Origin of the sequence: Rhizobium sp. BR 362, from assembly GCF_036528765.1 — a bacterium.
Lineage (GTDB): Bacteria > Pseudomonadota > Alphaproteobacteria > Rhizobiales > Rhizobiaceae > Rhizobium.
Map to the genome: position 1 here is coordinate 46,139 of NZ_JARWGH010000001.1, position 14,062 is coordinate 60,200.

General features: G+C 60.0%; 12 protein-coding genes and 2 pseudogenes. 1 reads left to right on the forward strand and 13 read right to left on the reverse strand.

All coding sequences use genetic code 11. The features are described from left to right. Window positions 1–112 precede the first annotated feature (112 nt). The 6 genes from QDY28_RS00235 to QDY28_RS00260 form a co-directional block, all read right to left on the reverse strand. Window positions 113–1,030: a sugar kinase gene (locus tag QDY28_RS00235; protein WP_331379676.1), complete on the reverse strand. Its 918-nt coding sequence runs from the start codon at window positions 1,028–1,030 to the stop codon at window positions 113–115. 93 nt (window positions 1,031–1,123) lie between these two features. Continuing rightward, the gene (locus QDY28_RS00240) at window positions 1,124–2,110 is read right to left on the reverse strand and encodes an ABC transporter ATP-binding protein (protein WP_331379677.1); all 987 of its coding nucleotides are present in this window, start codon (window positions 2,108–2,110) and stop codon (window positions 1,124–1,126) included. Beyond that, entirely contained in the window at window positions 2,103–3,098 is a 996-nt protein-coding gene (locus tag QDY28_RS00245) for an ABC transporter ATP-binding protein (RefSeq protein WP_331379679.1), read from the reverse strand. The genes QDY28_RS00240 and QDY28_RS00245 overlap by 8 nt, the downstream gene beginning before the upstream one ends. A 1-nt stretch (window position 3,099) precedes the next feature. Then, a complete protein-coding gene (locus QDY28_RS00250) occupies window positions 3,100–4,017 on the reverse strand; it encodes an ABC transporter permease subunit (RefSeq protein WP_331379680.1) in 918 nt (305 codons plus the stop codon). Beyond that, entirely contained in the window at window positions 4,014–4,937 is a 924-nt protein-coding gene (locus QDY28_RS00255) for an ABC transporter permease subunit (protein WP_331379681.1), read from the reverse strand. The genes QDY28_RS00250 and QDY28_RS00255 overlap by 4 nt, the downstream gene beginning before the upstream one ends. A gap of 48 nt (window positions 4,938–4,985) precedes the next feature. Then, on the reverse strand, window positions 4,986–6,566 hold the full coding sequence (locus QDY28_RS00260) for a peptide ABC transporter substrate-binding protein (protein ID WP_331379682.1): 1,581 nt from the start codon (window positions 6,564–6,566) through the stop codon (window positions 4,986–4,988). A gap of 295 nt (window positions 6,567–6,861) precedes the next feature. Here QDY28_RS00260 and bglA point away from each other — a divergent pair, with 295 nt between their 5' ends. Further along, window positions 6,862–8,508 (forward strand): beta-galactosidase BglA, encoded by a 1,647-nt coding sequence (gene bglA, locus QDY28_RS00265; RefSeq protein ID WP_331379683.1) that lies wholly within the window; start codon window positions 6,862–6,864, stop codon window positions 8,506–8,508. On the opposite strand, the gene QDY28_RS00270 is transcribed toward bglA, so the two are convergent. The 7 genes and pseudogenes from QDY28_RS00270 to QDY28_RS00300 all read right to left on the reverse strand — a co-directional run bounded on the left by QDY28_RS00270 (window position 8,509) and on the right by QDY28_RS00300 (window position 13,927). Continuing rightward, complete coding sequence (locus tag QDY28_RS00270) at window positions 8,509–8,763, reverse strand: type II toxin-antitoxin system RelE family toxin (RefSeq protein ID WP_331379684.1); 255 nt, start codon at window positions 8,761–8,763, stop codon at window positions 8,509–8,511. It lies immediately after the preceding gene. Further along, window positions 8,760–8,960: a hypothetical protein gene (locus QDY28_RS00275; protein WP_331379685.1), complete on the reverse strand. Its 201-nt coding sequence runs from the start codon at window positions 8,958–8,960 to the stop codon at window positions 8,760–8,762. The genes QDY28_RS00270 and QDY28_RS00275 overlap by 4 nt, the downstream gene beginning before the upstream one ends. A 150-nt stretch (window positions 8,961–9,110) precedes the next feature. Beyond that, window positions 9,111–10,808, reverse strand: a complete 1,698-nt coding sequence (gene ade, locus QDY28_RS00280; protein WP_331379686.1) for an adenine deaminase — start codon at window positions 10,806–10,808, stop codon at window positions 9,111–9,113. A gap of 172 nt (window positions 10,809–10,980) precedes the next feature. Then, a pseudogene (locus QDY28_RS00285) lies at window positions 10,981–11,271 on the reverse strand (endonuclease domain-containing protein); the annotation flags it as partial. A gap of 128 nt (window positions 11,272–11,399) precedes the next feature. After that, window positions 11,400–12,194, reverse strand: coding sequence for a hypothetical protein (locus tag QDY28_RS00290; protein WP_331379687.1), 795 nt, complete (start codon window positions 12,192–12,194; stop codon window positions 11,400–11,402). Window positions 12,195–12,366: 172 nt separating this feature from the next. Further along, window positions 12,367–12,492 (reverse strand): annotated as a pseudogene (locus QDY28_RS00295) (DUF559 domain-containing protein); the annotation flags it as partial. 106 nt (window positions 12,493–12,598) lie between these two features. Beyond that, window positions 12,599–13,927, reverse strand: coding sequence for an aspartate aminotransferase family protein (locus tag QDY28_RS00300; RefSeq protein ID WP_331379689.1), 1,329 nt, complete (start codon window positions 13,925–13,927; stop codon window positions 12,599–12,601). Between the last annotated feature and the right edge of the window lie 135 nt (window positions 13,928–14,062).

Sequence of the window (14,062 nt, forward strand, 5' to 3'; positions counted from 1 at the left end):
TTCCATCTGCACCGCACCCTCATGGTGTCGGTACAACAATTCCGGTGCAGCAAAGATGATTCCCGCGCCTGTCTTATTCTGCGGGGTGTCTATGATGGAAATATTACAGCTCTCAGCCTGTGGCTTGCAACTTTTCCGGCGGCACCAAGGCACCGTGTTCCTGGATGACCTTTGCGGCGATCCCTGCTGCAAAATGGGCAGCGGCGACGGGGTCGTCATGCTCCAGATAGTGGGCGAGGAACGCGCCATTGAAGCTGTCGCCGGCGCTGGTGGTGTCGACAACCTTGGCGACCTTGACGGCAGGAAGGAGCGTCTCGCCGGCATCGGTTCCGACGGTCGCGCCTTCGGCGCCATTCTTGACGACAACCATATTGGCGCCATGCAACCGGTAACGGCGGATAGTACCGGCGATCGAGTCGTCGGCGAAATGCGAGACCTCGTCGTCGAAGCTCGGCATCACCAGCGTCGAGGCCCGGGCGCCTTCGCCGATCATGGTATGCATGGCATCGAAGCTCGACCAAAGGCGCGGGCGCAGGTTGGGATCGAAAACCACCAGCTTGCCGACGGCCTTGGCGCGGCGGAGCTCGGCGAGCAGCGTCTCGGCGTCTTCATGCGACAGGATCGCCAGGGTGATGCCGGAAAAATAGAGGACGTTGGACTCTTCGATGGCGGTGCGAAGCCGGTCGCCATCGGCGGCGAGCTGACGAGCAGCCGAACTATCGCGCCAATAGCTGAAAGAGCGTTCGCCATCCTTCAAGTTGATCATGTAGAGGCCGGGCGTCTTGCCGCGGAGACGGCGAATGTTCGACGTGCCGATGTCATGCGCCTTCATGAAATTCAGCATTTCGTCGGACATCGGATCATCGCCGACAGCGGTGAAATAATCGACCGACCAATCCGCCGGCAGGCAGGCGCGGGCATACCAGGCGGTGTTGAAGGTGTCGCCGGCAAAGCCCTTGCGCAAATGTCCATCACGGGCCTGCGACAGCTCCACCATGCATTCGCCGATCGATAGAAAATGCCCGCCCAAGACGTCCTCCTGCGTTTCCCTAAGCTGCTGCATACGCGGATGCAGCAGCTTGAGCAAGGTGAACGGCGGGCTGCACCGTCCACCTTTTGAGCCCTATGGCCTGTCCATATGATAGCACGCCGCGGTCTGTCCGGGGCGAACTTGCTCGGTCGGCGGCATCTTCGTCCTGCAGATATCCGTCGCCTTCCAGCAGCGCGGCGAGAAGACGCAGCCGGCCGGTGGGTTGAGCGGCGAGGGCGGATCGCCCTGCAGGCGAATGCGCTCACGGCCACGCGCCCGCTTCGGGTCGGGGATGGGCGCGGCGGAGAACAAGGCCTGAGTATAGGGATGGGCCGGATGATCGAAGACTGTGGCGGCATCGCCCGCTTCCACCACCTTGCCAAGGTAAAGCACCAGCACGTCATCCGAGATCAGGCGCACGACGGAGAGATCGTGGCTGATGAAGATCAGCGTCAGGCCAAACTCCTTGCGCAGCTTGCGCAACAGCGTGATCACCTGACCCTGGATCGAGACGTCGAGGGCCGAGACCGGCTCATCGCAGACGATCAGTTTCGGCCGCGTCACCACGGCGCGGGCGATGCCGATGCGCTGCGCCTGGCCGCCGGAGAATTCATGCGGATAGCGATTGATCATCTCCGGCACGAGCCCGACCGCCGCCATGATCTCACGAACGCGGTCCTGCCGCTGCGCTTTCGTCAGCTTCGGCTCGAATACGGTCAGCGGTTCGGCGATGATGTCGCCGACGGTCATGCGCGGGTCGAGAGAGGCGATCGGGTCCTGGAAGATGATCTGCATGTCGCGGCGGGCGGCGCGCATTTCCTCTTCGGAAAGATCCAGCAGATTGCCGCCCTGCCACATAATGCGGCCCTTCTGCGCCTTGATCAGCCGAAGGATGGACCGGCCGAGCGTCGACTTGCCGCAGCCGGACTCGCCGACGATGCCGAGGGTGCGTCCGGTTTTCAGCTCGAAGCTGACGTCGTTGACCGCCGTCAGCACCAATGGCGGTTTGAAGAAAGATTTTGATGGCAGTTCGAACTCGGTGGTCAGATGCTCGACCTTCAGAAGCGTGTGTTCAGCCATGGATGAGGTTCCGTTCCTGCTGGGCCGAGAGGGGATGGAAGCAGGCGGCGCAGCGTCGCGGCGCAAGCGGGTCGAGCGGCGGCGGTGCGTCCAGGCAGTCGTCCTGCACATGGGCGCAGCGCGGCGAGAAGGAGCAGCCGCGCGGCAGATGCATCAGGTTCGGCGGCCTGCCAGGTATGACGGCGAGATCGTCGACATCCTGATCCGGTCGCGGAATGGAGGCGTGGAGTGCTGCGGTGTAGGGATGGGCCGGATTTTCGAACAGCTCTTCGACAGGGGCTTCCTCGACGATGCGGCCGGCATACATGACGGCCACGCGATCGGCGAGGCCGGCAACGACGCCGAGATCGTGGGTAATCATCACCAGCGCCGTGTTCATTTCCGCCGTCAGTTCGTTGAAAAGATCGAGGATCTGCGCCTGGATCGTGACGTCGAGCGCCGTCGTCGGCTCGTCGGCGATCAGGAGCTTCGGCTTGGTGAGCAAAGCCATGGCGATGACGATGCGCTGACGCATGCCGCCCGAAAGCTCATGCGGATAGAGGTTGAAGCGTCGCGTCGGATCAGGGATGCCGACGCGCTTCAGCATGTCGAGTGCGGCGGCGGAGGCCGCGCGTGCCGAAAGCCCGCCATGGACTTCAAGCTGCTCCGTCAACTGCCGTGATATGCGCAGCGACGGGTTGAGAGCGGTCATCGGGTCCTGGAAGACCATGGCCATGTCCTTGCCGCGCACATTGTCGAGTTCGCGCGGCTTTAGCGTCAGCAGGTCCTTACCATCCAGCAGCGCCTGGCCGCTGGTGCGGCCATTCTTGGCGAGCAGGCCCATGAGGCCGAGAAAGGTCTGGCTCTTGCCGGAACCGGATTCGCCGACGATGGCGATGCGCTCGCCGCGGCCGATCTTGAGGTTCATCTTCGAGACGGCTGCCACTTCACCCTCGGGCGTGCGGAAGGTGATGGAGTAGTCTTTGAGTTCGAGAAGTGTCTCTGTCATGTCAGCGATCCTTCGGATCGAAAGCGTCGCGCAAGCCATCGCCTATGAAGAGCAGGCTCATCAGCAGCGCGACCAGGAAACCGGCCGGGAAGAACAGCAGCCAGGGCGTCGTCTCCATGCCGGCGGAGCCCTCGGCGATCAACGTGCCGAGCGATGTCAGCGGCTCCTGCACGCCGAAGCCGAGATAGGAGAGGAAGCTCTCCGTGGCAATGATCTCGGGAATGGTGAGCGTCGCGTAGATGACGACCGGACCAACGAGGTTTGGCACGATGTGCTTGAGGATGATCTTGAACGAGCGCTGGCCGGAGGCCCGTGCCGCTTCGATGAACTCCCGCTGCTTGATCGACAAGGTCTGACCCCGGACGATACGCGCCATGGTCAGCCATTCGAGCGCGCCGATTGCCGCAAACAGCAGATAGACGTTACGGCCGAAAATCACCATCAGCAGGATGACGAAGAGCACGTAGGGGAGCGCGTACATGATATCGACGAAGCGCATCATGATGGCGTCCACACGGCCACCGAAATAGCCCGAGACGGCGCCATAAAGCACGCCGATGATGACCGAGACGAGGGTGGCGACGAGCGCGACGGTCAGCGAAACGCGGGTGCCGTAAAGTGTGCGTGCCAGCAGGTCGCGGCCGTTGCCGTCAGTGCCGAAATAGTGGCCGGCGGCAAAGTCCGGAGGACCTCGGAAGGAAGTCCAGTCCGGATCCTCGTAGTTGAAGGGCAGTAAATATGGGCCGAATATGGCGACCAGCACCAGGACTGCGAGGACGATCAGCGAAAGTGCGGCAGCCTTGTTGCGGAGCAGGCGACGCATCGCATCGCCGGTGAGGGAGCGCCCCTTGGGTGCGAGCCCTTCGGCCGAAAGCAGTTCCGCTTCCAGCAATTCTCTTTTGGCGGAATTGAGGATCATCGCATTCTCACTTTCGGGTCGAGCCACGCATAGGTGATGTCGACGAGGAGATTGAGGACCACGATCAGCACCATGTAGAAGATGACCGTGCCAAGCACCATGCCGTAGTCGCGGTTGAGCGCGGCACCGACGAAGTAGCGTCCGACGCCGGGAAGGCCGAAGATGCTTTCGACGACCAGTGAACCGGTGAGCAGGTAGCTTGCCGCAGGGCCGAGATAGGAGACGACCGGCATCAAAGCGGGCTTCAATGCGTGCCGCATGACGGTCAGGCGCGGGCCTATGCCCTTGGCCTTGGCCGTGCGGATGAAGTTCTGGCTCATCACTTCGATCATCGAGCCGCGCATCAGACGCGAAATACGGGCCGCATGCGGCAGCGTCAGGACGATGATGGGCAGGATCAGGAACCGGATCGAGCCATCGCCCCAGCCGCCGACCGGCAGCCAGCCGAGCGTGTTGCCGAAGACGAGCTGAAGGATCGGGGCAATCAGGAAGCTCGGCATGACCAAGCCGATGAGGAGACCGCCGCCCAGCCAGTAGTCGGCCGAGCGGTTCTGATAGAGCGCCCCAAGACAGCCTATCAGCACGCCGACGATGGTCGCGAGCACGAAGGCAGCGCCGCCGATGGTCAGCGTATAGGGGAAGCCGGACATGATCTGCTGGGTGACGGTAAAGTCCTGGTTGGCGAAGGAGGGGCCCAGATCGCCCTTCATGACGTCGCCGACATAGATCAGATATTGCTCAACCAGGGGCTTGTCGAGGTTGTAGTGAGCCGCGAGGTTAGCTTTGACTTCCGGCGGCAATGGCCGTTCGCCATCGAAGGGGCCGCCAGGAGCGAGGCGCAGGATGAAAAAACACACTGTTACGGCAATCCACAGGACGGGGATTGTCGACAGCAGGCGACGGAGAGCGTAGCGAAACATGGGTTTTTTGGGGCCCCGCCCGACAAAAGCGGGCGGGGCCTTTTCCTATTATTCTTTGATGGACAGCCAGCGAGTGCGGTGAATGTCCTGAATATTGTCCACGAAGCCCTGGACCTTCGGGGCGACGATGTTCTGGGAAACGTAGTAGTAGATCGGGATCGCGGCGCTGTCGTCGAGGGCCAACTGCTCGGCCTTCTTGTAGATTTCGGCGCGCTTATTCAGGTCGGTCTGTTCGTTGCCCCGCTTGATCAGCGCATCGTAATCCGGGTTGCTCCAGCGGCCGTAGTTCATCTCGACGCCGGTGGACAGCAGGTTCAGGAAGTTGATCGGGTCGTTATAGTCGGCAAGCCAGCCGGCGCGGCCGATTTCCACCTGGCCGCGCTGCATTTCATCGTAATGCACCTTGGTTTCGGTGTTGTAGAGTTCGATATCGACGCCGAGCGGCTTCCACATGGCGGCAATCGCAACGGCGATGCGCTTGTGGTTGTCGTTGGTATTGTAGCGAAGCTGCGCCTTCAGCGGATGGTCGGGGCCAAAGCCGGCGTCCTTCAGCAGTTTCTTGGCCTCTTCGACCTTCTGCTTGTAGGGTTCATCCTTCCAGCTCACATAGGCCGGCTCGCCGTAATTGGCCGTGCCCGGCGGTACCCAGGAATACATCGGCAGTTCGCCGGTGCCGAGGATCTTCGGACCGATGACTTCGCGGTTGACTGCCATGGAGAGAGCCTGGCGGACGCGCTTGTCGTTGAAAGGCGGCTTGGTGGCGTTCAGGACGTAATAATAGGTGCCGAGGAACGGAACCACATGCGCCTGGCCGGGCAGGTTCTTCTGGATCCACTCGAACTGGTCGGCGGGGAACGACGTCAGAATATCGAACTCGCCGGCGCGATAGCGCTTCAGGGCGGCGGCTTGATCTTCCAGCGTATAGAAGTTCACCTTGTCGATCTTGATGTCCTTGGCGTCGTAGTACTGATCATTCTTAACGTTTGAGACATGCGAGCCGGGCACCCATTCGACGGGCTTATAGGGGCCGTTGGTGACGATGTTGCCGATCTTGACCCAATCATCGCCCTTGGCTTCGACCACATGCTTCGGCAACGGATAGGCCGTGTAGTGCATCAAGGCGTTGAGGAAGTAAGGGGTCGGGTTTTCGAGCGTGATTTCCAGGGTCTTGTCGTCAATCGCCTTGACGCCGAGCTGGCTGAGATCCTTGATCTCGCCCTTGTTGATCTTTTCCGCGTTCAGGATCGTATATTGCAGGTATGCGTACTGGGCGGCGGTCTTCGGGTCCATCAGGCGCCGGAAGGCAAAGACGAAATCCTCGGCGGTCACCGGCTGGCCGTCGGACCACTTGATGCCGTCACGAAGCTTGAAGGTATAGACTTTTTGGTCGGGAGAAATGGTCCAGCTTGCAGCCTGGCCGGGGATCGGGTTGTCCTTGGGGTCTTCCGTCACCAGTCCTTCGAAAATGTCTCCGTCGATACGGTTCTCCCAGTCGCCGGAAATTTTTTGAGGGTCGAGCGACGTGGGGTCGCCGCCATTGTGGATATTAAGCGTTGCGGCATGTGCAGAAACGCTCAACAACGTGCCGACGAACGCCGACACGATGAATTTCTTGCTGAAATGAGTCATATCTTTCCCCACCTTTCTGGAGTTATGGGCCTTGTTTTTCAAGGCTGTTTTTGATCCCGCAGGTGACCTGTACGTGCAGGTCAATGTCGCAAGTTATCCGATGCAACGTCGCTTTCAAGTCCTAAAGCGAGCGGCGACTTGAAGCTGTGAATATCTACATTGGCAGTTTTCCGAAATCACTTCACAAATTTTTGCGCATTCGAACGCAGGCTCATCCTCCATCTGGTTTGCAGCTTGCCGCCTAGGGCTTAGTGTGCAATCTGAGAGGCGAGAGGAAATCGAGGCGGATTGTTTCATGAAATCAACGGATAAAGCGGCAGGGGCCGATTGGTGGCGCGGCGCGGTGATCTATCAAGTCTATCCGCGGTCGTTTCAGGATACCGACGCCAACGGGCTTGGCGATATCAAGGGCATCACCCGCCGCCTGCCGCATATCGCCTCACTCGGCGTCGATGCCATCTGGCTGGCACCTTTCTTCACCTCGCCCATGGCCGATATGGGTTACGATGTCGCCGACTATTGCGACGTCGATCCGATCTTCGGCACGCTCGGCGACTTCGACGAGATGATGACAACAGCGCATGCGCTCGGCCTCAAGGTCATCATCGATCAGGTGATCTCGCATACGTCGGATCGCCATCCCTGGTTCGTCGAGAGCCGGGCGAGCCGCCACAATCCCAAAGCGGACTGGTATGTCTGGGCCGATCCGAAGTCGGACGGCACGGCGCCGAACAACTGGCTGTCAATCTTCGGCGGGCCAGGCTGGGAATGGGACGGCGTGCGCCGGCAATATTACCAGCACAATTTTCTGACCTCGCAGCCGGATTTGAATTTTCACAACGGCGAAGTCCAGGATGCCGTGCTCGCGGCGGTCAAATTCTGGCTCGATCGCGGCGTCGACGGTTTCCGGCTGGATACGGTGAACTATTATTTCTGCGACAAGAAGCTGCGGGACAATCCGCCGGCCGCAATCGCCATTGGCGGGTTGGATGCGCCGGAAAGCAACCCCTATGGCATGCAGAACCATCTCCATGACAAGACGCAGCCGGAAAACATCGGTTTCCTGAAGCGCTTCCGCAAGCTGCTGGATCAGTATGAGGGGCGCACGACCGTCGGCGAAGTCGGCGATGGCGCTCGCTCGCTGCAGACGGTCGCCGCTTACACCAGCGGCGGCGACAAGCTGCACATGTGCTATACCTTCGATCTTCTCGGGCCGGACTTTACACCGGAACATTTCCGGCGCTGCGTCGGGGACTTTCAGGAGATCGTCACCGACGGTTGGGTCTGCTGGGCTTTTTCGAACCATGACGTCAACCGTCATGTCAGCCGGTTTGCCGAAACGGAGGCCGAGCAGCCGCGTGTCGCCAAATTGGCGATTTCCTTGCTGTCCACCTTGCGCGGTTCGATCTGTCTTTATCAGGGTGAAGAATTGGGCCTACCCGAGGCGGAGCTCGCCTTCGAGGATCTACGGGATCCCTACGGCATCCGCTTCTGGCCTGCTTTCAAGGGTCGCGACGGATGCCGCACGCCGATGCCCTGGGAGGCGAGCCGGGTGCATGCGGGCTTTTCCACGGCGGAAAAATCATGGCTGCCGGTGCCTTACCAGCAAGCGTCACTCGCCGTCGACAAGCAGGAGGCGGATGCGCAGTCCGTTCTTCACCACTACCGCGAGACGCTGGCCTTCCGAAAGCAGCATGCGGCGCTGGTCGACGGCGACATGACCTTTCTCGACACCGAGGAGGACGTCCTCGCCTTTACGCGCAGAAAGGGCGGCGAAACGCTGCTCTTTGTCTTCAATCTGTCTCGTGAGCCCGTGAAGGTCGCTCTGCCAAAGGGGATCAAGGTGGGAAAGATCATGCCGATGCCCGGCTTTGCGACCGCGCACGCCAGCGACGCCGTCACCCTCGCGGCGCTGGATGTATTCTGCGGGCAGGTGGGATGATTAGCGCAGGAGCCTGTCGTAGTCCGGGTGGGAGCCGATCCAGAACCAGATGAGATCCTCGCCATCCGCTATCGCGAGTGCGCGCCAGGAAATTCCCACGCGGGCTGACCAGAAGCGCCCCACTTGCTTGAAGTGAAGCGAGGGGTGCTTCGGATTCGATTTCAGCAGTTCGAAGTTGCGGTCGGCCAGTTCTTGGACATATTTTGGCAGCTTTTCATAAGCTTGCCAGAATGACGGCGCGGCATGATGTTTCACAGCGCCTTAGTCTTTCCTGCCCGAAAATCGGCGAGGGCTCGGTCCGCTATTTGGTCCAACTTACCGGTATTGATATCGGCCTCGATCTGCTTGTCCCAACGAGCTGCCTGGAGAGCTTCAAACCATTCGGCAAACGCCTTGAAGTCCTCAGGCCCCAGCTCCGTGATGTTTTTCTCAATTTGCTCAAGCTTCGTCACGAGTATTTTTCCAGTGCCAAGTGATTTTGTGTCGCCAGCAAAAGATAACAATACGCGGGACTCAATTGGAGTCCCAATACGTGAATTGTTCGGTCGCTGGTTTCACCCGGTCGCGATGGAGCATTCGGGTCCACGACATTTCATCCATGATCACCCAATCAGCACAAACTTGTCGACATCGACAAGACCCCGATCCGAGATCTTCAGATGCGGGATGACCGGTAGCGGCAGAAAGGCGAGCTGCAGGAAGGGTTCTTCCAGTGTCGCGCCGAGGGCATAGGCCGCCTGACGCAGGCGGTGAAGCGTATCGCGCACGGTTTCATAGGGATCGAGGCTCATCAGGCCGGCGACGGGCAGGGCAATTTCGCCGGTGACGACGCCATTTTCGACGACGACGAAACCGCCATTGATTTCGCTGAGGCGGTTGGCGGCGCGGGCCATATCGTCTTCATTGACGCCGACGACACAGATATTGTGGCTGTCGTGACCGACCGTCGAAGCGATCGCACCCTTCTTCAGGCCGAAGCCCTGGACGAATCCATTGGCATGATTGCCGTTCTTGCCGTGTCGCTCGATGACGGCCACCTTGATGATATCGTTGCCGAGATCGATATCGGTCTGGTTGCCTTTGACCGGCAGGCGGTAGCGGCGATGCTGCGTGATGATTTTACCGGGGGTGACGCCGATCACGGAACTTTCGCCCTCGGTCACCGGTACGCCGAAATCGGCGGCGTTGATCGGGCGTGCCCTCACGCTCTCGAGACCAACGGGAGCGACCGGCTTACGGCTGGCGAAAAGCTCCGCGGTGACGCGTCGGCCCGCAGAGAAGACGATCTCCGCCTTGCAACTCTCCAGACTGTCGACGACGACCAGATCGGCGCGCCAGCCAGGCGCCACCAAGCCGCGGTCACGCAGGCCGAAGGCGCGGGCGGCTGAGATGGAGGCTGCACGATAAATCGCAAGCGGCTCGACGCCGTGAGCGATCGCAGTGCGGATCATATAGTCGAGATGGCCCTGTTCGGCGATGTCGAGCGGGTTGCGGTCGTCGGTGCAAAGCGCCAGATAGGGCGACAGGCGCTCGGTCAGGATCGGCATCAACGCATGCAGGTCCTTGGAGACCGAGCCTTCGCGCACAAGGATATGCATGCCCTTGCGGATCTTTTCGAGCGCTTCCTCGGCGGTCGTCGATTCATGTTCGGTGCGGATGCCGGCGGCGAGATACCCATTGAGGTCGTTGCCGCGCAAAAGCGGCGCGTGGCCATCGATATGGCCGCCCTGGAAGGCGTCGAGCTTGGCCATGCAGACGGGGTCCTTATAGACGACGCCCGGAAAATTCATGAATTCCGCCAGGCCTATCACCTTCGGATGATCGCGGAAGGGTAGGAGCCGCTCGATTGGCAGATCGGCTCCTGACGTTTCCAGATGCGTTGCCGGCACACAGGAAGAGAGCTGGACGCGGATGTCCATGATGGTTTCCAGCGAACAATCCAGAAAATACTGGATGCCTTCAGTGCCGAGGACATTGGCGATCTCATGTGGATCGCAGATGGCAGTGGTCACCCCATAGGGCAGGACGCAACGGTCGAACTCATGCGGCGTCACCAGAGAGGATTCGATATGCAGATGCGTATCGATGAAGCCGGGAACGACGATACGCCCGGAGATGTCGATCTCGTCAAGGCCCTGATAGGCGCCGCAGGTGCCGACGATGCGGTCGCCGCAGATGGCGATGTCGGACGCAACAAGCTCGCCCGTCACTAGGTCGAAGAAGCGGCCATTTTTCAGAACGATGTCCGCAGGCTCACGGCCGACGCCCTGGTCGATGTAGCGTTCGAGTTTGGTGGTCATGGCTCTTCCTGCGCTCTCTGTGATTCCGTATTGCCCCTCACCCTAACCCTCTCCCCGTTTTACGGGGAGAGGGGACCTGTCCGAATTTCTTGATAGAGCGGTGTTTCTCGGTCTTGAGAGAGCCAAGAGACTACCTCTCCCCGCCTGCGGGGAGAGGGGCTGGGGTGAGGGGCTAATTTGGCGATCTTGCTGGAAAAAACTTAAAATCGCGAGCCGATGTAGCTTCGGTTAGTCTGCCGTCACAAATAGCAATGACGGTTTCGAGAACGGATGGCATGGCTGTCAGAACATCGATGTTCCAGAAGCGCGAGACCGACCAGCCATTGTCGAGCATGAACTTGTTACGCGCAGCATCCCGTGCGCTATCAGCGTGCTGGCTTCCATCGACTTTTATGACTAGCTGTTTTCCGCGGCATGCAAAGTCTGCGAAATAGGGGCCGATCGGAAATTGCCGCACGAATTTGCACAGTTCGGTAGCAAATACCGCCAGACTTTGGGAAGCGGAACGTCGTCATGAGGGAGCTGTTGTCTCAGTGAAATCCCCGCGGTTCTCACTGGCTGCGAGCTCTGCTCCAGACGGGAAAAGGGCTGTCAGTCGGCGACGGGTTTCAGCCAGTTGGTGCTGACCCAACCTTTGTTTGCATATGGCACGGGCCGATTCTGAGTTGAAGAGCACTTCACGTTCGATGTCCCGTAGACGATGCCGGCCCATTTTCCGCGCTGGTCGAAAACGAAGACCATATCCCCGTTGTGGAGCGCGTCGAGCTGACGGTACTGGCCTCCAGGCCCTGACCTCACTGCAAGGAAGCCGTCTCCATTGGCCTTCAGCCCGGCGACGACGCTGCTCCCGCAGTTTGCTGCCTGACCGTCTCCACCCTGTTCCACGATTAGTACGTCAAGGCCGCCCGCGGGGGGCGGCGTTGCCGCCGCGTGCTGATCCCCTTTCGCCTGTTCCGGCTTGAAATCGCTGCCGTTCCAGTACAGCGTTAAATAGCAGGTGTCGGATCCGGCACGACCACAGGCGCTTCCATGCTCGGTGAGCCTGATCGCCGACCGCCCTGCGATCTGCACGAACTTCATACCCTGGACATAGTCGTTAAAGACGGATTTGTAGCTTTTGTCGGGTTCGGACGCGAAAATCTGTGTCACGCATCCAGCCGAACCGCAGGAGCGCGCGCCGCCACATACGACACGCCCGGTATCGAGAATGTAGTCAGGAACCTTGTCGCCATTGACATCCTTGATAGTGACGAAACCCTTCTCGACTTTGCAATCTTTCGTCGCATCATCGACTGCCGCCTGAACGGGCTGTGGGAGTGATTGCGCCGATGCGTCGATCGAGCATGCCAGAGCGACTGCGGCGATCATCGGAGTTGCCTTGTGCATTTTCCTTCCCATGGAACAGCGCTGCCACGCCTGGCATCCTGAGCGCGATTAGGAAGGAATTTACACCATTAGTCGAGCACCAGGTATCATCCGAAAGGGCGACGAACCTGCCGATGCAGGCTTCTGACCACGAATGGCGGCAGGTTCACTCGGAGCTGTCCCTGCTACCGGATTGCGCGAATTTGAAGCCGTTCAGGCGACGGGCTCGGAGTTCGGCCCATAATTTCGCTTCTGCATCGTTGTCCGATTGTCGAAGTCTGCGTGCGCGTTGTGTGGTTTTAGGTTCCGAGCGGCGCATATCATCGTCCCTCGTGAACAGTCCCTCACCCTAGCCCTCCCCGTTAAAACGGGGAGAGGGAACTTTTCCGAGTTCGTGGATCGTCTAGTGCCTTAAAAGCGCTGAGTTAGATATTATTCTGCAAGATCTCTCTCAGCTTGCCGAAGAGTTCGTCGATATGGTGCTTTTCGATGATCAGCGGCGGGGACAGCGCGATGATGTCGCCGGTGGTGCGGATCAGCAGGCCCTTTTCATAGGCCTTCAGGAAGGCGGTGAAAGCGCGTTTGGTGGGTTCGCCGGCGATGGGGTCGAGTTCGATGGCGCCGATCAGGCCGGTGTTTCTGATGTCGATGACGTTCGGGCAATCCTTCAGGGAGTGCAGCGCATCGGCCCAATAATCCGAAAGTTCGGCTGCGCGTGTGAGCAAGCCTTCTTCCTTGTAGGTATCGAGCGTCGCGAGAGCCGCGGCAGAGGCAATCGGGTTGCCGGAATAGGTATAGCCGTGGAAGAACTCGATCATGTGCTCGGGTCCCTGCATGAAGGCATCATGGATTTCCGAGGTGACGAAGACCGCGCCCATCGGAATGACGCCGTTGGTCAGGCCCTTCGCCGTGGTGATCATGTCCGGGACGACATCGTAATATTGCGCGGCGAAGGGGGTGCCGAGGCGGCCAAAACCCGTGATGACTTCGTCGAAGATCAGCAGGATGCCGTGCTTGGTGCAGATTTCGCGCAGCTTCTGCAGATAGCCCTTCGGCGGGATCAGTACGCCCGTGGAACCGGCAACCGGCTCGACGATGACGGCAGCGATGGTGGAGGCGTCATGCAGGGTGACGATACGCTCCAGCTCGCTGGCGATGTCGCCGCCATGTTCGGGCTCGCCGCGCGTAAAGGCATTCTTGCCGGGAAGATGCGTGTGGGGCATGTGGTCGACGCCGGTCAGCAGGGTGCCGAACATTTTGCGGTTGGAAACGATGCCGCCGACGGAGATACCGCCGAAGTTGACGCCGTGATAGCCGCGCTCGCGGCCGATCAGGCGGAAACGCGAGCCGTTGCCCTTCACGCGATGGTAGGCGAGCGCCAGTTTGAGCGCGGTTTCGACGGATTCGGAGCCTGAATTGGTGTAGAGAACGTGGTTCATGCCCTCGGGCGCGATGTCCACCAGCCGGTTCGCCAGCTCGAACGCCTTGGGATGGCCGAGTTGGAAGGCCGGTGCGTAGTCGAGTTCGCCCGCCTGCTCGCGAATGGCTTCGGTGATCTTCGGCCGGCAGTGACCGGCATTGACGCACCAAAGGCCGGCCGTTCCGTCCAGCACCTGTCGCCCATCATGGGTGGTATAGTGCATATCCTTGGCGCCGACGAAGAGACGTGGTTCCTTCTTGAACTGGCGATTGGCGGTAAACGGCATCCAAAAGGCGCGCAGATCGTTGGGGGTGGCATTCAGACGGTCGGACATGCTGTTCTCCATGGCCATTCGGGGGCCATTTCCCGATCGCGGCCATGGGGCCGCGTGATTATTTTACTGCCCGGTCAAATTATCAGCCGCCCCTTTGGCGTCAAGACAAAGGTGGGCTGTGGGACAATGTGCGGA